The organism is Pseudomonas sp. SMV7 (assembly GCF_052041995.1).
GTDB lineage: Bacteria > Pseudomonadota > Gammaproteobacteria > Pseudomonadales > Pseudomonadaceae > Aquipseudomonas.
In genome coordinates this window covers 189,496-208,893 of sequence record NZ_JBKGGT010000007.1, presented here as the reverse complement: position 1 = coordinate 208,893, position 19,398 = coordinate 189,496, and the positions used below count along the sequence as shown (strand labels likewise).

General features: G+C 64.8%; 14 protein-coding genes and 1 riboswitch. Of the genes, 7 read left to right on the top strand and 7 right to left on the bottom strand.

All coding sequences use genetic code 11. The features are described 5' to 3' along the window. The first annotated feature begins 4 nt into the window (after nucleotides 1–4). The 3 genes from ACLEJP_RS11560 (at nucleotide 5) to trhA (ending at nucleotide 6,168) form a co-directional block, all read left to right on the top strand. Nucleotides 5–4,957, top strand: coding sequence for an Hpt domain-containing protein (locus ACLEJP_RS11560; protein ID WP_440806514.1), 4,953 nt, complete (start codon nucleotides 5–7; stop codon nucleotides 4,955–4,957). Next, nucleotides 4,950–5,423 carry a chemotaxis protein CheW gene (locus ACLEJP_RS11555; protein WP_440806512.1) on the top strand — a complete coding sequence of 158 codons (474 nt, stop codon included), beginning with the start codon at nucleotides 4,950–4,952 and terminating at the stop codon, nucleotides 5,421–5,423. The genes ACLEJP_RS11560 and ACLEJP_RS11555 overlap by 8 nt, the downstream gene beginning before the upstream one ends. Nucleotides 5,424–5,550: 127 nt before the next feature. Beyond that, nucleotides 5,551–6,168: a PAQR family membrane homeostasis protein TrhA gene (gene trhA, locus ACLEJP_RS11550; protein ID WP_440806510.1), complete on the top strand. Its 618-nt coding sequence runs from the start codon at nucleotides 5,551–5,553 to the stop codon at nucleotides 6,166–6,168. Here the strand turns inward: trhA and ACLEJP_RS11545 are convergent, their stop codons facing one another. Together ACLEJP_RS11545 and ACLEJP_RS11540 are read right to left on the bottom strand one after the other, a co-directional pair. Further along, a complete protein-coding gene (locus tag ACLEJP_RS11545) occupies nucleotides 6,169–6,888 on the bottom strand; it encodes a 16S rRNA (uracil(1498)-N(3))-methyltransferase (RefSeq protein ID WP_440806509.1) in 720 nt (239 codons plus the stop codon). 88 nt (nucleotides 6,889–6,976) lie between these two features. Beyond that, nucleotides 6,977–8,383 (bottom strand): adenosylmethionine--8-amino-7-oxononanoate transaminase, encoded by a 1,407-nt coding sequence (locus ACLEJP_RS11540; protein WP_440806506.1) that lies wholly within the window; start codon nucleotides 8,381–8,383, stop codon nucleotides 6,977–6,979. A 269-nt stretch (nucleotides 8,384–8,652) separates the two neighbouring features. Here ACLEJP_RS11540 and ACLEJP_RS11535 point away from each other — a divergent pair, with 269 nt between their 5' ends. The 3 genes from ACLEJP_RS11535 (at nucleotide 8,653) to ACLEJP_RS11525 (ending at nucleotide 11,915) form a co-directional block, all read left to right on the top strand. Continuing rightward, a complete protein-coding gene (locus tag ACLEJP_RS11535) occupies nucleotides 8,653–10,527 on the top strand; it encodes an FAD-dependent oxidoreductase (RefSeq protein ID WP_440806505.1) in 1,875 nt (624 codons plus the stop codon). A gap of 223 nt (nucleotides 10,528–10,750) precedes the next feature. Next, the gene (locus ACLEJP_RS11530) at nucleotides 10,751–11,302 is read left to right on the top strand and encodes a cytochrome b (RefSeq protein WP_289133634.1); all 552 of its coding nucleotides are present in this window, start codon (nucleotides 10,751–10,753) and stop codon (nucleotides 11,300–11,302) included. A gap of 34 nt (nucleotides 11,303–11,336) precedes the next feature. After that, nucleotides 11,337–11,915 carry a YceI family protein gene (locus ACLEJP_RS11525; RefSeq protein ID WP_225779511.1) on the top strand — a complete coding sequence of 193 codons (579 nt, stop codon included), beginning with the start codon at nucleotides 11,337–11,339 and terminating at the stop codon, nucleotides 11,913–11,915. A 140-nt stretch (nucleotides 11,916–12,055) separates the two neighbouring features. On the opposite strand, the gene ACLEJP_RS11520 is transcribed toward ACLEJP_RS11525, so the two are convergent. The 5 genes from ACLEJP_RS11520 to ahcY all read right to left on the bottom strand — a co-directional run bounded on the left by ACLEJP_RS11520 (nucleotide 12,056) and on the right by ahcY (nucleotide 18,654). Then, on the bottom strand, nucleotides 12,056–13,933 hold the full coding sequence (locus ACLEJP_RS11520) for a DEAD/DEAH box helicase (RefSeq protein WP_440806501.1): 1,878 nt from the start codon (nucleotides 13,931–13,933) through the stop codon (nucleotides 12,056–12,058). A gap of 221 nt (nucleotides 13,934–14,154) precedes the next feature. Continuing rightward, the gene (locus ACLEJP_RS11515; RefSeq protein WP_440806499.1) at nucleotides 14,155–14,943 is read right to left on the bottom strand and encodes a substrate-binding periplasmic protein; all 789 of its coding nucleotides are present in this window, start codon (nucleotides 14,941–14,943) and stop codon (nucleotides 14,155–14,157) included. A 137-nt stretch (nucleotides 14,944–15,080) separates the two neighbouring features. Further along, nucleotides 15,081–16,148: a hypothetical protein gene (locus tag ACLEJP_RS11510; RefSeq protein WP_440806497.1), complete on the bottom strand. Its 1,068-nt coding sequence runs from the start codon at nucleotides 16,146–16,148 to the stop codon at nucleotides 15,081–15,083. 92 nt (nucleotides 16,149–16,240) lie between these two features. Then, nucleotides 16,241–17,086, bottom strand: coding sequence for a methylenetetrahydrofolate reductase [NAD(P)H] (gene metF, locus ACLEJP_RS11505; protein WP_225779507.1), 846 nt, complete (start codon nucleotides 17,084–17,086; stop codon nucleotides 16,241–16,243). 158 nt (nucleotides 17,087–17,244) lie between these two features. Next, nucleotides 17,245–18,654, bottom strand: a complete 1,410-nt coding sequence (gene ahcY / locus ACLEJP_RS11500) for an adenosylhomocysteinase (protein ID WP_289133639.1) — start codon at nucleotides 18,652–18,654, stop codon at nucleotides 17,245–17,247. 20 nt (nucleotides 18,655–18,674) lie between these two features. Then, nucleotides 18,675–18,771, bottom strand: a riboswitch (S-adenosyl-L-homocysteine riboswitch). Between the two features lie 178 nt (nucleotides 18,772–18,949). Here ahcY and ACLEJP_RS11495 point away from each other — a divergent pair. Then, nucleotides 18,950–19,351, top strand: coding sequence for an acyl-CoA thioesterase (locus tag ACLEJP_RS11495; RefSeq protein WP_318782833.1), 402 nt, complete (start codon nucleotides 18,950–18,952; stop codon nucleotides 19,349–19,351). Nucleotides 19,352–19,398 lie beyond the last annotated feature (47 nt).

The following is a 19,398-nucleotide window of genomic DNA, read 5'->3' as shown; positions in this document are numbered from 1 at the left end:
GCCAATGGCTGTAGTTGCGATAAGCCCCGAACGCCACGACACCGTGGCGCTGGCCTGGACCAAGGCCGCCATCCTCGACTGCCTGGCCCAGGCGCGCCAGGCGCTGGAGCGCTTTGCCGGCGAACCGGGCGACCTGTCGATGCTGGCCTTCGTGGTCGACAACCTGCACCAGGTGCACGGTTGTCTGCGCATGCTCGAACTGCGCGGGGCCACCCGCCTGGCCGAGGAGCTGGAACTGTTCGCCAAAGCCTTGGCCGACGGCCAGGTCAGCCCCCGGGGGGATTGCCTGGGCGCCTTGTTCCGGGGCCTGGAACAGCTGCCTTCGTACCTGGAGCGCCTGCGCGGTGCCCGCCACGACCTGCCACTGGTCATGCTGCCGTTGCTCAATCAGCTACGTGCCTGCCGTGGCGAGGAACCGCTGGCCCAGGCCAGCCTGATCAGCGGCGCCGCCCAACGGTTCGCCGGTGCCGACGACCTGGCCAACCTCGACCTGTCGCTGGGCAACTGGCGTGAACAGATGCAGGCCGGGGCGGGACGTGACGCGCTGCGCTCGGTAGTGACCGCGCTGTGTGACGACCTGATGCGCATCAAGGAGCGCCTGGACCAGTTCGTGCGTGGCGACCGCCAGCACAGCGAGCAGCTGGATGCCCTGCTGGCCCCCCTGCGCCACGTGGCCGATACCTTGGCGGTGCTGGGTTTCCAGCAGCCGCGCCGGGTGATCATCGACCAGGTGCTGGCGCTTCAGGCGTTGGCCCAAGGCGAACGAGCAGCGGATGACGCAGTGTTGATGGATGTGGCGGGCGCCCTGCTGTACGTCGAGGCCACGCTTAACGGCATGGTCGGCCCGCTGGAAGAAAACGGCCAGGGCGGCCTGCCGGGCTCGGACCTCGCCGAGATTCGCCAGTTGGTGTTGCACGAGGCACTGAATGTGCTGCAACAGGCCAAGGACCTGATTGGCGATTGCCTGGAGTCCGGTTGGCCGCGGCAACGCCTGCAACCTTTGCCGGGGTTGTTGCAGCAGGTTCGCGGGGCGCTGGCGATGTTGATGCTGCCGGCCGTGGCCGAGCTGTTCGAAGGCTGCGCCAGTTATGTACAGCGCTGGCTGCAGCACCTGGAGGTGGAGCCGCCAGCCGATGAGCTGACGCACCTGGCCGAGGCCCTGAGCGCAGCCGAATGCTACCTGCAGTGGCGAGTGGCCGACCCGTTGGCAGATGCCCAGCCGTTCATCGACATGGCCCGCGCCAGTCTGGCGACGCTGGGCGTGCAGTGCACGCAGGATGACGCCAGTGCAAGCCGCGATGGCAGCGCTGATGGCATCGATGACGAATTGCGCGAGGTGTTTCTCGACGAAGCCGGTGAACTGCTGCCGGAGATCGAGCGCCACTGGCTGCGCTGGCGTGCCGACAACCAGCAGCACGAGGCATTGAAGGAAATGCGTCGCGCGCTGCATACCCTCAAGGGCAGCGGCCGCATGGTGCATGCCGAGGTGGTAGCCGAGCTGGCCTGGGGCGCCGAACACCTGCTCAACCGGGTACTCGAAGGCCGCAGCGCGCTGAGCCCGGAGGGCGTGGTGGCGTTGCAGCGGGTATTCGTCTACCTGCCCGACCTGCTGGCCGACTTCGCTGCTGGCCATCTGCCGCAGCTGAGCGAAATCGAGCAGCTGGCCGGGCACCTGCATGCGCTGGCGGAAAACGCCGCGCCGGTGGCAGCGGAGCTGGGCGGCTTCGACCCGCAATTGCTGGACATCTTCCGCAGCGAGGCGCAGGGCCACCTGGCCAGCCTGGATGCGTTCCTGCGCGATGCTGGCGACCACGACACGCCGGTCAGCGATGGCCTGCAGCGTGCCCTGCACACGCTCAAGGGCAGCGCGGCCATGGCCGGGGTGATGCCAGTCGCCGAACTGGCGACTGCCTTCGACCGCCTGGCCCGCGAGTACAAGGGCCACCAGTTGCCGCTGCAAATGGCGGAAATTGAATGGCTGCAAGCGGCGCGAGCGCTGTTCCAGCAGGGCCTGGCCCAACTCGACAGCACGCCGCTGGCGGCCATCCCCGGTGCCGCCGAGCTGATCGAGCAGGTTGGCCAGGCGGTAGACGAACGGCTGGCCAGCTTGCATGACGGCCCGCAGCATGCACGGCGCAACAAGCGCGACCCACAGCAGGTCGCCGGCTTCCTGGCCCAGGCCATGGACATCCTGCTGGATGCCGAGTCGTCGCTATCTCGCTGGCAGGAGCAACCCGGCCAGCGCGACGCGCTGGACACTCTGCTCGACCAACTCACCACCCTGGGCCATGCCGCACACCTGGCCGACCTGTGGCAGATGGACGATCTGTGCGAGGCCCTGCTCGACCTGTACGGTGCCGTGGAGGAAGGCAGCCTGCCCGCCGATGCGCGTTTCTTCGCCCAGGCCCAGCGGGCCCATGAAACGTTGCTGGACATGCTCGACGAGGTGGCGGCGGGGCAGGACATCACGCCGCGCCCGGCGCTGGTCGACAGCCTGCGCAACCTGCTGGGGCAGGCCCTCGCGCCGGAGGCCACCGGCCTGGTCGGCATCGACACGGTCACGCCGCTGCACCCGGACATGGACCTGGCCGATAGCCTGGGCCTGGGGCTGGCGCCCAGCCCTTTGCAGCCCGCTGCAGCGGAGCCGCTGGTGGAAGAACCGGAAAGCCCTGGTGAAGAACTGCTGGAAGTGTTCCTCGAAGAAAGCTCGGATATCGTCGAGAGCGCCGCCGCAGCGCTGGCACGCTGGCAGGCCGACCCGCGCAGCAGCGTCGAGGTGGACAACCTCATGCGCGACCTGCACACCCTCAAAGGTGTGGCACGCATGGTCGAGATCGCGCCAATCGGCGACCTGGCCCATGAGCTGGAGTTTCTCTACGAGCTGCTGGCCGCGGGGCGCCTGCCGCCGAGTGCGCCGTTGTTCGCCCTGTTGCAGAACTGCCATGACCGCCTGGCGCACATGCTCGATGCCGTGCGCCTGGGCCAGCCGCTGCATGCCGCCACGGCGCTGATCGACTACATCCGCAACTTCAGCAGCGCGGCGCTGACCGACAGTGCTGCCGGCCAGGGACCGGTCGGTGCGGCTGCCAGCGAGGCGCCAGCGGCGGTTCCGGAGCGGGCGCCAGGCGACATGGTCAAGGTCGATGCCGAGCTGCTCGACGAGCTCGGCAACCTGGCCGGTGAACACTCCGTCATCCGCGGGCGCATCGAACAGCAGGTCAACGATGCCCAGTTCACCCTCCACGAGATGGAAACCACACTCGAGCGCATGCGCGACCAGTTGTTGCGCCTGGACATCGAGACCCAGGGGCGGATTTCCAGCCGGCAGCAGATCGAAGGCGATGCCTATGACGACTTCGACCCCCTGGAGATGGACCGTCATTCACAGCTGCAGCAGCTGTCGCGGGCCCTGTTCGAATCTGCCTCGGACTTGCTCGACCTCAAGGAAACCCTGGCCCAGCGTGCCCAGGAGGCGCACAGCCTGCTGCAACAGCAGGCGCGGGTGAACAGCCAGTTGCAGGAAGGCCTCACCGCCACCCTGATGGTGCCCTTCGAACGCCTGGTGCCGCGCTTGCAGCGTGTGGTGCGGCAGGTGGCCAGCGAGCTGGGCAAGCAGGTGGAACTGGTGGTCGGCAACGCCGAAGGCGAGCTGGACCGCAGCGTGCTCGAACGCATGGTGGCACCGCTGGAGCACATGCTGCGCAACGCCGTCGACCACGGCCTGGAGAGCCGGGAAGTGCGCCTGGCCGCCGGCAAGCCGGAGCAGGGCACCATCCACCTGAATCTGTTGCATGAAGGCGCCGACATCGTCATCGAAATGACCGATGACGGCGCCGGCGTGCCGCTGGAAGCGGTGCGACGCAAGGCCATCAAGCGCGGCCTGCTGGACCCGCAGGCGCACTTGAGCGATCACGAGATCCTGCAGTTCATCCTGCGCCCGGGCTTTTCCACTGCGGAGAAGATCACCCAGATTTCCGGGCGTGGCCTGGGCATGGACGTGGTGCACGAGGAGGTCAAGCAACTGGGCGGCTCGATGAGCATCGAGTCGGCCCAGGGCAAGGGCGCGCGCTTCCTGATTCGCCTGCCGTTCACCGTGTCGGTCAACCGTGCGTTGATGGTGCACCTGGGCGAAGAGCAGTACGCCATTCCGCTGAACACCATCGAAGGCATCGTCCGCGTGCCGCCCGCTGAACTGGCGGCGTGCTACCAACTGGATACACCGCGTTATGTGTACGCCGGTCATGAATACGAACTGCGTTATCTGGGCGAGTTGCTGCAGGGCATGCCGCGCCCGGCCTTGCTCGGGCAAAGTGTGCCGCTGCCAGTGCTGCTGGTGCATTCCCAGGAACAATCGTTCGCGATCCAGGCAGATGCCCTGTCGCCCAGCCGCGAAATCGTGGTGAAGAGCCTGGGGCCGCAGTTTGCTGCGGTTGCCGGGTTGTCGGGGGCGACATTGCTGGGCGATGGTCGGGTGGTGCTGATTCTCGACCTGTTGGGCCAGTTGCGTGGCCAGCAGCGGCGCCTGGCGCGCCTGCCGGGTGGTGGTGCGGCGCAGCGCCAGGTGCTCGGGCCGGCACCACGGCGGGCTGTGCTGGTGATGGTGGTGGACGACTCGGTCACCGTGCGCAAGGTCACCAGTCGCCTGCTCGAGCGTCACGGCATGAGCGTGCTGACGGCCAAGGACGGGGTCGATGCCATGGCCCTGCTGGAAGAGCACCGCCCGGATGTGCTGCTGCTGGATATCGAGATGCCGCGCATGGATGGTTTCGAGGTCGCCACGCGCATCCGCCGTGACGTGCGGCTGAAGGACCTGCCGATCATCATGATCACCTCGCGCACCGGGCAGAAGCACCGCGACCGCGCCATGGCCATCGGCGTCAACGAATACCTTGGCAAGCCGTATCAGGAGTCGGTCCTGTTGCAGAGCATCGCCCACTGGAGCCAGACCCATGCTTGAACTGATCGCCGGCCAGCGCAGCAGCCTGACCGGGTTGTTGCTGCCGTTGGGCGACCGCACCCTGGTGTTGCCCAACGTCGCGGTGGCCGAGTTGAGCGGCCAGCGCAACGTACTGTGCCAGCGCGGCGAACCGGCCTGGCACCTTGGCTGGATCGATTGGCGTCAGCAACGCCTGCCGCTGATCGGCTTCGAGGCTGCCTGCGGTGGCGAAACGCCTTGCGGTGAGCGGGCGCGTGTGGTGGTGCTGAATGCCCTGGGCGATACCGGCCTGCGCTACCTGGCGCTGCTGCTGCAGGATATCCCGCGCTCGTGCAAGCTCGACAGCCAGCTCAACTACGTGGATGTGGCGCTGGGCCGGCTGGAGCTGGCGGCCGTGCAGGTGGGCGAGCAGGTGGCGCGGGTGCCGGACCTGGTCGGGCTGGAGCGGCTGGTGCGTGACGCTGATTTGCAACCTGAGCTTGGCTAGGATGTGAGACAAAGCGTTTGGACGTTTGGCTGAGGTCGTTGTAGGCGCGTCCTGGCCTGACGGGGCGCGATAGGGCCGGAGCGGACTGGCGCAGGAACCCAGCCCAGCGCAGGAGGTCTGTGTTTGCATGTACTACGGTGAACGCTTCAACGCCTGGACCCACCTGATCGGTGCCGTCCTGGCCTGTATCGGTGCCATCTGGCTGATCGTGGCCGCGGGCCTGCAAGGTGACCCGTGGAAGATCGTCAGCTTTTCCATCTACGGCAGCACCCTGCTGTTGCTGTACAGCATCTCTACCCTGTACCACAGCACCCGCGGGCGGGCGAAGGTGATCATGCGCAAGCTCGACCACCTGTCGATCTACCTGCTGATCGCCGGCAGCTACACGCCGTTCTGCCTGGTCAGCTTGCGCGGCCCGTGGGGCTGGAGCCTGTTCGGCATCGTCTGGGGGCTGGCGCTAATCGGCATGCTGCAGGAGATCAAGCCGCGCTCCGAAGCGCGGGTCCTGTCGATCATCATCTATGCGCTGATGGGCTGGATCGTGCTGGTGGCGGTGCAGCCACTGCTGCATGCGCTGGGTACCGCCGGTTTCGCCTGGCTGGCCGCCGGTGGTGTGTTCTACACCGTCGGCATCATCTTCTTTGCTTTCGACAGCCGCTTCCGCCACTGGCACGGCATCTGGCACCTGTTCGTGATTGCCGGCAGCCTCATGCACTTCGTGGCGGTGTCGTTCTATGTGCGTTAGTCAGAAGTCGCCCCACAACTGCTGCGCCACCGACAGGGCCACCACGGGCGCGGTTTCGGTGCGCAGGACCCGTGGGCCGAGACGCGCGGCATGGAAACCGGCGGCTTTGGCCTGGTCGATCTCTGCTTCGCTCAAGCCGCCTTCGGGGCCGATCAGGAAGGCCAGGGTGGCCGGCCTGGCATGGCGGGTGAGCGGCTCGGCAACCGGGTGCAGCACCAGTTTCAGGTCGGCCCTGGTGCTGCTGAGCCATTCGTCCAGGGTCCCTGGCGGGTGAATGAGCGGCAAGGTCGAGCGACCGCATTGCTCGCAGGCGCTGATCGCTACCTGGCGCCAGTGGGCCAGACGCTTGTCGGCACGCTCGTCCTTCAGCCGTACTTCGCAACGTTCGCTGACGATCGGGGTGATTTCTTTTACCCCCAGCTCGGTGGCCTTCTGGATCGCCCAGTCCATACGCTCGCCACGGGACAGCCCCTGGCCGAGGTGGACATGCAACGGTGAATCAGCCTGGCCGGCGAGGGCCTGGTCGAGGCTGACGCGTACGGTCTTCTTGCCCACTTCGAGCAACTGGCCACGGTACTCCTGACCGCTGCCGTCAAACAGCTGCACGGCGTCGCCGGGGGCCATGCGCAGCACGCGGCCGATGTAGTGGGCCTGGGCTTCGGGCAGGTCGTGCTCGCCGAGGCTCAGGGGGGCGTCGATGAAGAAGCGGGACAGTCTCATGGGGGGCTCGTAGGAAATGGTGTACTCGTCCCTTGCAGGCGCGACCCAAGGCCGCGCCTGCAGGGGGTATGCGGTCAGGCGAGCAAGCCTAGCCCGGGTCGCGGAAGTCGGGGTGGAAGTTGGCCGGTACCGCCACGCTGACGCTTTCGCGGGTGGCGATGTCGATACCTTCGCTGGCCACTTCGGCCAGGAAGTCGATCTGCTCCGGGGTGATCACATAGGGCGGCAGGAAATACACCACGCTGCCCAGCGGGCGCAGCAGGGCGCCACGGGTCAGGGCATGCTCGAATACCTTCAGGCCGCGTCGCTCCTGCCACGGGTAGGCGACCTTGCCAGCCTTTTCCTTGACCATCTCGATGGCCAGGGCCATGCCGGTCTGGCGGATTTCCGCGACATGGGCATGCTCGGCCAGGTGCGCGGTGGCGCTGGCCATGCGCGCAGCCAGGGCCTTGTTGGCTTCGATCACGTTGTCCTGTTCGAAGATGTCCAGCGTCGCCAGTGCCGCAGCACAGGCCAGCGGGTTGCCGGTATAGCTGTGCGAGTGGAGGAATGCGCGCAGGGTCGGGTAGTCGTCGTAGAACGCCTGGTAGACCTTGTCGGTGGTCAGGCAGGCGGCCAGCGGCAGATAGCCACCGGTCAGGGCTTTGGACAGGCACAGGAAATCCGGGCGGATGCCAGCCTGCTCGCAGGCGAACATCGTGCCGGTGCGGCCGAAGCCCACGGCGATCTCATCGTGGATCAGGTGCACGTCGTAGCGGTCGCAGGCCTCGCGCAGCAGCTTGAGGTACACCGGGTGGTACATGCGCATGCCGCCGGCGCCCTGGATCAACGGCTCGACGATCACTGCACTGATCGAGGCGTGGTGTTCGGCCAGGGTCTGCGCCATGGCCTGGAACATGTTGCGCGAGTGCTCTTCCCAGCTCATGCCGTCGGGGCGCAGGTAGCAATCGGGGCTGGGCACCTTGAGGGTATCGAGCAGCAATGCCTTGTAGGTTTCGGTGAACAGCGGCACATCGCCGACCGACATGGCAGCGATGGTTTCGCCGTGGTAGCTGTTGGTCAGGGTGACGAAGCGCTTCTTGTCTGGTTTGCCGACGTTCTGCCAATAGTGGAAGCTCATCTTCAGCGCCACTTCGATGCACGACGAACCATTGTCGGCATAGAACACCCGGTCGAGCCCGGCCGGGGTCATGGCCACCAGGCGCTCGGACAGCTCGATCACCGGCTGGTGGCTGAAACCGGCCAGGATCACGTGCTCCAGCTGGTCGACCTGGTCCTTGATGCGCTGGTTGATACGCGGGTTGGCATGGCCGAACACGTTGACCCACCAGCTGCTCACCGCATCCAGGTAGCGCTTGCCTTCGAAGTCTTCCAGCCACACGCCTTCGCCGCGCCGGATCGGGATCAGCGGCAGCTGCTCGTGGTCTTTCATCTGGGTACAGGGGTGCCACAGGACCTTGAGGTCACGTTGCATCCACTGGTCATTGAGGCCCATCGGCACTTCTCCTGGCTTGCGGCTTGGTTCGACCGCGTAAGCCTAAGCAATGCCGCAGGGCAGGACAACCGCTGCGCTTCAACGGCGGTGGGGGCCGCCGCCTTCGACCGTGCCGGTGACCGCGCTAGCGGCAAAAAAGTGATCTGGCAAAGGCACTTGATGTCGCTGTGCTGGCAGGGCTGACAGACCTGACGTATTCTTAACGCATTTCTCTCGGGGCATTCCCGCCTCTACTCGTTACTGTAACCCCTGACTCGGAGTTCGCCGACATGGCTGCTGCTTGGGTGCGCCTGTGCGCGTTGGTATTGATTGGTGTGTCCAGCGGCGCCGCGCTGGCAAAGGACAAGACACCCTCGGCGATCGTCGTGGGTGGCGGCCTGGCGGGCCTGACGGCCGCCTATGAGCTGCAGAACAAGGGCTGGCAGGTAACGCTGCTGGAAGCCAAGCCAGGCATGGGCGGGCGCTCGGGCCTGGCCACCAGCGAGTGGATCGGCAATGCCAAGGCGCAGCCGGTGCTCAACCAGTACCTGGACCGTTTCAAGCTTGAAACACTGCCGGCACCTGAATTCGTGCGTACCCCCGGCTACCTGATCGACGGTGAGTATTTCAGTGCCAACGACTTGGCCAGCAAGCAGCCGGCCACTGCCGAGGCACTCAAGCGCTACGAGAAAACCCTCGACGACCTGGCCCGCTCGATCGATGACCCGCTGAATCCGCAGGCCACCAGCACGCTGTTCGCCCTCGACCAGATCAACGTTTCCACCTGGCTGGACAAGCTGCAGCTGCCGGCCACTGCCCGCCAGCTGATCAACCAGCAGATCCGTACCCGCTACGATGAACCGTCGCGCCTGTCGCTGCTGTACTTCGCTCAGCAGAACCGCGTTTACCGAGGCGTCAGCGACCGTGACCTGCGCGCTGCGCGCCTGCCGGGCGGCAGCCCGGTGCTGGCCCAGGCCTTCGTCAAGCAGCTGAAGACCATCAAGACCAGCTCGCCGGTGACGGCCATCGTCCAGGACAAGGACGGCGTCACGGTCAAGGTCGGCAGCGTCGGTTACCAGGCGGATTATCTGGTGATGGCCGTGCCGCTGCGCGCGCTGGCCAAGATCCAGATGACCCCGAGCCTGGACGGCCAGCACCTGGCGGCGGTAAAGGGCACCAATTATGGCTGGCGCGACCAGCTGATGCTGAAGTTCAAGAAGCCCGTCTGGGAAAGCCGCGCGCGCATGTCGGGTGAAATCTTCAGCAACGCCGGCCTGGGCATGCTGTGGATCGAGCCAGCGCTCAAGGGTGGCGCCAACGTGGTGATCAACCTGTCGGGGGACAATGCCCGCCTGTTGCAGGCGTTCGGCGACAAGCAGATGGTCGACCAGGTGCTGATCCGCCTGCATGCGTTCTACCCGCAGGCCCGCGGCGCGTTCACCGGCTACGAGGTCAAGCGCTACAGCACCGACGCCGGTACCGGCGGCGCCTACCTGGCCTACGGGCCGGGGCAGATCAGCAAGTACTGGCGCTTGTGGGAGCGCCCGGTGCAGCGCATCACCTTTGCCGGTGAGCATACCGACGCCCTCTACCCGGGCACCCTGGAAGGTGCCCTGCGTAGTGGCCAGCGCGCGGCGAGCCAGGTCCAGGACTTGCTGGCGGGCAAGTCGTTCGACCCGGCCAAGGCGGCACCGGTGGCAGCAGCTGCAGCGGCAGGCGCCGGGGCGGCCAAGCAGAGCAAAGGTGGGTTCTTCTCGAACATGTTCGGCGGTGCTTCCGACAAGGACGACAAGGCTGACAAGGCCCCTGTCAAAGCCGAGCCGAACAAGCCCGAAGAGGCCAAGCAGGACAAGTCGGACAAGCCGGGCTTCTTCTCGCGCCTGTTCGGTGCGGCGGACAAGCCTGAGGTGAAGGCCGAGCCGGTTGCCAAGGCCGAGGAAGTGGCACCGGCACCTGCGCCAGCGCCGCAAGCCGCGCCAACCCCGGTTGCACCAGCACCTGTGGCCAAGGACGCGGCGGCCAAGCCTGCTGCGACCAAAGCGGCACCGGCCAAGCATGCCCCGGCGCACAAGCCGGCGCACAAGCCAGCCGAGCCCCGGAAGGCAACGGCCAAGTCCGAGCCGGCCAAGAAAGCTGTGGCCAATTCCCAGGCCAAGGCTGGTTGATCGATTGCCCGTGCCGGACTCTACAGCTCCGGCACGGGCGGGTTTCCCCACGAAAGGGCCGACACTGGCAACCAGCAACGTCCCGGCTATCGTTAATGTTTCCTTAATAGGAAGGTTTCAGAATTCATATCGGATTTACTGATAATCCGAAGCAATTTTTTCCGCTTTTCTTCGATACGTTACGCGTTAGTCTGTGCACAGCTTTCACGGGGAACACGTCAACATGCAACTGCGCAACTCACCTTCTCGCTACGGCGTAGTCAGCATCGTCCTGCACTGGGGCGTGGCTCTGGCAGTCTTCGGCCTGTTCGGCCTGGGCCTGTGGATGGTCGGCCTCGACTACTACAGCCCTTGGCGCAAGGCTGGCCCGGACCTGCACAAGAGCATCGGCCTGGTGCTGCTGGCGGTGATGCTGCTGCGGGTGGTCTGGCGTTTCATCAGCCCGCCGCCACCGGCACCGGCCACTCACGGCGCATTCACCCGCCTGGCCGCCAAACTGGGCCATTTGGCACTGTACCTCGGGCTGTTCGCGGTAATGATCGCCGGTTACCTGATCTCTACCGCCGATGGCGTCGGTATTCCGGTGTTCGGCCTGTTCGAAGTGCCGGCACTGGTCAGCGACCTGCCGGACCAGGCAGACCTGGCTGGCGTGATTCATCTGTGGCTGGCCTGGGGCCTGGTGATTTTTGCCGTACTGCATGCCTTGGCAGCCCTCAAGCACCATTTCATCGACCGTGACGCGACCCTGACCCGCATGCTGGGCCGCAAAGCTTGACTCTCAACCTCAATTGCATAGGAAGGAAGTAAGGATGTTGAAAAAGACTTTTGCCGCTCTGGCGCTCGGTACCGCACTGATCTCCGCTGGCCAGGCCATGGCGGCCGAGTACAAGATCGACAAGGAAGGCCAGCACGCCTTTGTCGACTGGAAAATCAGCCACCTGGGCTACAGCTTCATCCACGGTACTTTCAAGGACTTCGACGGCAACTTCAGCTGGGACAGTGCCAAGCCTGAAGCCAGCAAGATCAACGTCGACCTGAAAACCGCCAGCCTGTGGTCGAACCACGCCGAGCGTGACAAGCACATCGCCAGCGCCGACTTCCTCGACGTGAAGAAGTACCCGGAAGCCAAGTTCGTCTCCACCAGCGTCAAGCCGACTGGCGACAAGACTGCTGACGTGACCGGCGACCTGACCCTGCACGGCGTGACCAAGCCGGTGACCTTCAAGGCCACCTTCAATGGTGAGGGCAAGGACCCATGGGGTGGAGAGCGTGCCGGTTTCAACGCCACCACCACGCTGAACCTGAATGACTTCGGTATCAAAGGGCCGGGCGCTACTTCGCAGACCCTGGACCTGGATATCAGTCTCGAAGGTGTCAAGCAGAAGTAATTCAGACCTGCTGAAGACCGAGGGGCCGCTTTGCGGCCCTATCGCGACACAAGGCCGCTGCTACAGGAATAGCGTAATCCTGTAGCAGCGGCCTTGTGTCGCGATAGGGCTGCGGGGCAGCCCTTCGGTATTTGTAACTGTCAGCCCTTGCGGGTCAGCAGTGCCGGGCGCTCACCGCGCGGGCGGCTTGGCAGGTCATCCAGTTGCTCCGGCGTCGGGTAACGGTCGAGCTTGGATTCCTTGCGGATGATCACCGGTTGTTTTTCCGGCTGGCGCGGGTTACGCACGGCCGGTTCCTGCCGGGCTGCATCATCACGGGCCGGGCGGCCACGGCCAGCGCCGCCATCACGACGGGCACCGCCACCGTTGTTGGCGCGGGGCGGGCGCTTCTCGCCGCCGCCGCCGCTGCCGCTACGCTGCTGACCACCTGTACGACCTTGGCCGCCGCTGTTGCTGCGCTGGCCGTTGCCTTGGCCGGCATTGCCGCCCGGACGGCGGTTAGGGCCCTGGCTCTTGCCATTTTGATACGGGCTGACGTAGTCGGCACGGTTACCGAAATTGTCGATATCGTCATCCAGGAACTCTTCCGGATCCCGGTCGGCAGGCACTTTCGGCACGCTGGCGCTGGCTTGTTGCTGCTGACGCGGCTTCTTGTCGCGCGGTTTGCGTTGTTGTGGCTTGTCGCCGGCCTTTTCCTTGTCAGCGGGCTTGTCCGCAGCCTGCTGCTTGGCCTTGCCTTTATCCTTGCCCTTGTCCTTGCGGCCACCGTTGGCGTCTTTGCTACCTTCGCCACGGGCCTGCTGGTTACGCCCGCCACGGCCGTTGTTCTGCGGGCGTTCGCGTACTTCCGGCTTTTCCGCTTCTACCTGGCTGGCGTCGAAGCCCATCAGGTCGCCATCCGGGATCTTCTGCTTGGTCACCCGTTCGATGCTCTTGAGCAGCTTCTCTTCATCCGGCGCGACCAGGGAAATGGCCTCGCCCGAGCGCCCGGCACGGCCGGTACGGCCGATACGGTGAACGTAATCTTCCTCGACGTTCGGCAGCTCGAAGTTGACCACGTGGGGCAGCTGGTCGATGTCCAGGCCACGGGCGGCGATGTCAGTAGCGACCAGAACCCGCACGCTGTTGGCCTTGAAGTCGGCCAGGGCTTTGGTACGGGCATTCTGGCTCTTGTTGCCGTGGATCGCGGCAGCGGTCAGGCCGTGCTTTTCCAGGTATTCGGCCAGGCGATTGGCGCCATGCTTGGTGCGGGTGAATACCAGCACCTGTTCCCAGGCACCCAGGGTGATCAGGTGCGCCAGCAGGGCGCGCTTGTGGCTGGCGGGCAGGCGGTAGATACGCTGCTCGATACGCTCGACGGTGGTGTTCGGCGGGGTCACCTCGATTCGCTCCGGGTTGTGCAGGAGCTTGTCGGCGAGGTCGGTGATGTCCTTGGAGAAAGTGGCCGAGAACAGCAGGTTCTGGCGCTTGGCCGGCAGGCGGGCGAGGACCTTCTTGACGTCATGGATGAAGCCCATGTCGAGCATGCGGTCGGCTTCGTCGAGCACCAGGATTTCCACGTGGGCCAAGTCGACCTTGCCTTGGCCGGCCAGGTCGAGCAGACGCCCCGGGCAGGCGACCAGTACGTCGACACCCTTGGCAATGGCCTGGATCTGCGGGTTCATGCCGACGCCGCCGAAAATGCAGGCGCTGACCAAAGGCAGATCACGGGCATAGACCTTGAAGCTGTCATGCACCTGGGCCGCCAGTTCGCGGGTCGGGGTCAGGACCAGCACGCGGGGTTGGCGTGGGCCGTGGCGCTGCGACTTGTCGGGGTGGCCGGCCGGGAACAGGCGCTCAAGGATCGGCAGGGCGAAACCGCCGGTTTTACCAGTACCTGTCTGTGCGGCGACCATCAGGTCGCGGCCTTGCAACACGGCGGGAATCGCCCGCTGTTGCACGGGGGTCGGCTGGGTGTAGCCCGCAGCCTCGATAGCGCGGACAAGAGCCTCGGAGAGACCGAGGGAAGCAAAGGACATGGGCAATCCTGTTCTCGTGTGGGCTGGGCCCGTGTGGGATGTTCTGCCTGGCGCGACGGGCATCGGTGGGATGCGATCGCGTCCGGTCCAGCTGGGCTTTCACTGCACATCCAAGTAACGGAGGGTGGACGCCAAAAGGTGCGTCGATGCCGATCGGGATGCCTGTTGCGAGGCCGAGCGTCCGGGCGTGAGCCGGGCGGGAAGGCCCGAGTATAACAGAGCTATCGCGCCGTGCTGCTTTCCTGCTGCTCAACGGCGTTGGGAATGTTCCCGATGTCGCCTGTGTAGCGCCGGCTGATTGCCGCGTAGGCCGGTTCCTGCTTGAAACGCCGCAGTTCCTTGGCAAAGGCCTGGGCCAGCAACTCGCGCCCCGGCTTGCGTACCAGGGCCAGGTATTGCGCCTGGCGGTTGATCACCAGCGGCAACACCTCGACCTGCTGTTGCAGGCCCAGGTGCTGCAGCAGGTAATGGCCGACCCTGCGGTCGGTGACGGCCAGGTCGATGCGGCCCAGGACCAGCTTGCCGAAGTTGGCTTCGTGGCTAGGGGCGGCTTCGCGTTTGAAGTAGGCGGCCTCGTTGAACGCTGCACCATAGCTGTAGCCGGGCGAAGTGCCGACGGTGAAGCCGGCGAGATCCCCCAGCGTGCTGACCGGATGGCGACGTGCGCTGGCCTGGAACAGGACGAACTCGACATCCGACATCGGCTCGGCGGCGTAAACCAGGTAGGGCTGGCGTGACTCGTTCTGGAATACGTCGAGGATGCCGTCGGCCAGGCCCTGCTCGATCATTGCCAGGCAGCGCTTCCACGGCAGGATCTGCACGTCCACCTCGACGCCGAGGCGTGCGAACACCCGGGTGGTGACTTCGTAGTCGATGCCGCGCAGCTGACCGTCATGCAGGTAGACATAGGGGGCCCAGTCATCGGTCACCAGGCGCAGGCGCTCGCCCAGGGCCAGGGGGCTCAGGCAGGCGAACAAGAGGATCCACAACAGACGGGCGACGTACGGCATGGCCGGAGATTACAAGCTCGGTCTGTTCAAGACCAGCGCCCCGACCTCCAGAGTGGGCGGGGCTGCAACGCGGCCTCGGCGGGATCTGGGGCCGCTCTGCGGCCCGATTGCGACGCAAGGCCGCTCCGGCAGGCGCTTCAGCCCTGCGAAGATCGCAGCAGATGCGCCTCGATGTCCTTGCGTCGCTCGCCCAGTGTCAGGCGCAACCCAGGGTGGCGCAGGCACTGACGCAGTTGCTCGGGCTGCATGTGGCCATTACGCGCATTGAGGTTTTCCAGGGCCTTGTCCCACCAGGCCGGTGCGCAGGCGCGGTCGAACTCGTTGGGGTAGGGGTAGCAGCCATACAGCAGCTCGCGGGCGAACTGCCGTTCATGGCTGGGCAGGGTCATGCTCAGTGCCTTGTAGCCCAGGCGTTGCAGGGCCGGCGGCCGTGGCAGCTGGTCGTTGACCAGGGGTACGTCGGCCAGCGCCGAGTGGCTCAGCGGGTCGTGGCCGTGCTTGCGCAGCCAGGCCTGGATCTTGGCGCGGAACTGCGCCTTGCGGCTCCAGTAGTGGTGGATGACATCGGTGCATTCGGCCAGCTCCAGCGTGCGGTAGGCCGCCACCGCCAGGCAGAACTCCTCGAGGGTATAGGCCTCGCGGGCCAACGGGTGGAACTCGTCCATCATGGCGATGGAGCGGTCCAGGGTGCCTGCATCTTCGGCGGTGAGGCCGATCACCCCGGAGTTGACCAGCGGCATCTGGCAATCGGCAAGGCCGCGGGATTCGAGGATGGCCAGCAGGTTCTTGTACAGCAGGCATTTCTGGTTGCTGCCGTAGCGTGCGCCGATGGCGTTGCACAGCAGGCGGCCCGGGGCTACCCGGGCGAACAGCTCGAGCGGCGACTTGCGGAAGAACGTATCGGTGTCGATCAGCACGGCCAGCGGGTGCTGCTGCAATACCTGGCGCAACAGCACGTGCTTGCTGCGGAAATGGTAGCCGTGAGGGGCGTTCCATGCCTGGCGCGTCGCTTCGTCCAGCAAGTGCACGGTGACCGGCAGGCCGGCATAGGGTTGCGGATTGTCGGTATAGACCTGGATGTCCATGGCTTCGCCTGCTGCCGAGTCCAGATGGGCCAGGGCGCTGATGATGCTGAAGCAGGCTTCTTGGTGGTAGGTCGCCGGGCCAAAAGCCAGGTAGACGAGCTGTGGATGCGAGTGCTGCATGGCAGGCAAGACCTGTGTAACCCGAAAATGAATAAGGCTTTAGTCTATGACCAAAGCCTTAATCGGATCTTAAACAGATTTTGCAAAAAATTTCAGCGTGGCAGCTTCAGATTGTTCCAGATGGCCAGGCTCGGTTCGGCCTGGTTCAAGGTGTAGAAGTGCAGGCCCGGTGCACCGCCTTGCAGCAATTGTTCGCACATGCGGGTGATCACTTCTTCGCCGAATGCCTGGATGCTGGCGGTGTCGTCGGCATAGGCTTCCAGTTGCTTGCGGATCCAGCGCGGGATCTCGGCGCCACAGGCGTCGGAGAAGCGTGCCAGCTTGCTGTAGTTGGTGATCGGCATGATGCCGGGCACCACCGGGATATCCACGCCCAGTTTCTGCGCACGCTCGACGAAATAGAAGTAGCTGTCGGCGTTGAAGAAGTACTGGGTGATGGCGCTGTCGGCACCGGCCTTGACCTTGTGCACGAAATTGGCCAGGTCGGCCTCGAAGTTGCGCGCCTGTGGATGCATCTCGGGGTAGGCAGCCACTTCCAGATGGAAGTGGTCAGCGCTTTCCTGGCGGATGAACTCGACCAGGTCGCTGGCGTAGCGCAATTCGCCACTGGCCATGCCCATGCCCGATGGCAGGTCGCCACGCAGGGCGACGATACGCTTGATGCCTGCGGCCTTGTACTCGGCCAGCAGGCCGCGCAGTTCAGCCTTGGTGTCGCCCACGCACGACAGGTGCGGTGCGGCAGGTACCTTCACTTCGCTTTCCAGCTGCAGCACGGTGTTCAGCGTGCGGTCGCGGGTCGAGCCACCGGCACCGTAGGTACAGGAGAAGAAATCCGGATTGTAGGCGGCCAACTGGCGGGCGACGCCCATCAGCTTTTCATGGCCGGCATCGGTCTTGGTCGGGAAGAACTCGAAACTGTAGCGGCGTTCCTGGGACATCGGACGTTCCTCTGGCAGCCAGCTGCAAGCGGCAAGCTGCAAATAGAAGCCAGATCGGTGATGGCCGATCTGGCTTGGGCATCGTTCAAGAAGTTTGAGCCTGGGCTTCAGGCGGCATCGGCGCGGTCTGCACCTGCCTGCCGCCTGAAACTTGCCGCTTAGTAGCGGTAGGCGTCCGGCTTGAACGGGCCTTCCACGGTGACACCGATGTAGTCGGCCTGCTGCTGGGTCAGCTGGGTGACCACGCCGCCGAAGCCGCGGACCATTTCCAGGGCCACTTCTTCGTCAAGCTTCTTCGGCAGCACTTCAACGGTCAGGCGTTCGGCTTTCTTTTCGGCCGACAGGTCGGCGAACTTCTGCTGGAACAGGAAGATCTGAGCCAGTACCTGGTTGGCGAACGAGCCGTCCATGATGCGGCTTGGGTGACCGGTGGCGTTACCCAGGTTGACCAGGCGGCCTTCGGCCAGCAGGATCAGGTAGTCGTCATTCTGGGGGTCGAAGCTGCCGGCGCCGGTGCGGTGGATCTTGTGCACCTGCGGCTTGACCTCTTCCCAGGCCCAGTTCTTGCGCATGAAGGCGGTGTCGATCTCGTTGTCGAAGTGGCCGATGTTGCAGACCACGGCGCGCTTCTTCAGGGCCTTGAGCATGTTGGCGTCGCAGACGTTGACGTTGCCGGTGGTGGTCACGATCAGGTCGATCTTGCCCAGCAGGGCCTTGTCGATGCTGGCTTCGGTGCCGTTGTTGATCCCGTCGATGAACGGCGAAACCACTTCGAAACCGTCCATGCAGGCCTGCATGGCGCAGATCGGGTCGACCTCGGTGACCTTGACGATCATGCCTTCCTGGCGCAGGGACTGGGCCGAGCCCTTGCCCACGTCACCGTAGCCGATCACCAGGGCTTGCTTGCCCGACAGCAGGTGGTCGGTACCCCGCTTGATGGCGTCGTTCAGGCTGTGACGGCAACCGTACTTGTTGTCGTTCTTGCTCTTGGTGACCGAGTCGTTGACGTTGATCGCCGGGACTTTCAGCTCGCCCTTGGCCAGCATGTCCAGCAGGCGGTGCACGCCAGTGGTGGTTTCTTCGGTGATGCCGTGCACGCGCTCCAGTACCTGCGGGTACTTCTTGTGCAGCAGTTCGGTCAGGTCGCCACCGTCGTCGAGGACCATGTTGGCGTCCCATGGCTGGCCATCCTTGAGGATGGTCTGCTCCAGGCACCACTCGTACTCTTGCTCGGTTTCACCTTTCCAGGCGAACACCGGGATACCGGCGGCGGCGATGGACGCGGCGGCCTGGTCCTGGGTGGAGAAGATGTTGCACGACGACCAGCGCACTTCGGCACCCAGGGCGACCAGGGTTTCGATCAGCACGGCGGTCTGGATGGTCATGTGGATGCAGCCCAGGATTTTCGCACCCTTGAGCGGTTGCTCGGCCAGGTACTTGCGGCGCAGGCCCATCAGTGCAGGCATTTCCGATTCGGCGATGATGGTTTCGCGACGGCCCCAGGCGGCCAGGGAGATGTCGGCGACTTTGTAATCGGTAAAACCAGCAGGCATGTTTGCAGCGCTCATGAGAGCCTCCATTCGTAGTGTGCGAATGGGCGCCGTTGTGCGTTGAGCGTCCGCGGGAGCGGACAACGCCCCATCCGAGCCTGACAGGCCTAGCCTGCTGCAGCGCCCCTCGGACAGGTGGCGGGCATGGCACCGCTGTGGGCAACCATGTGAAGCGGCGGAGATTATAGCCGTGACCGCCGGCTTGCCCAAGGTTTTCTGTCGATTAATCGCGACGATAGTCGATGTTCAATGGAGCGACGCCGGCCGCTCTGCCATCATTGCTACACCGTAGCCAAGCAGGTCAGGAGTACAGATGAACTTTCATACCCGCAAGTGGGTTAAACCCGAAGACCTCAACCCCAATGGCACGCTGTTCGGTGGCAGCCTGTTGCGCTGGATCGACGAAGAGGCGGCGATCTACGCCATCGTCCAGCTGGGCAACCAGCGCGTGGTGACCAAGTACATATCGGAAATCAACTTCGTCAGTGCCTCGCGCCAGGGCGACATCATCGAACTGGGTATCACAGCCACCGAGTTCGGCCGTACCTCGATCACCCTCAAGTGCGAAGTGCGCAACAAGATCACCCGCAAGAGCATTCTGACGGTCGACAAGATGGTCTTCGTAAACCTGGGCGAGGATGGGTTGCCGGCGCCGCATGGGCGGACCGAGATCAAGTACATCCAGGACCAGTTCCCGGACAGTGCAGTCGAATAGATCTCGGTTGTCGGTGCTGGCCTCTTCGCGGGTAAACCCGCTCCCAC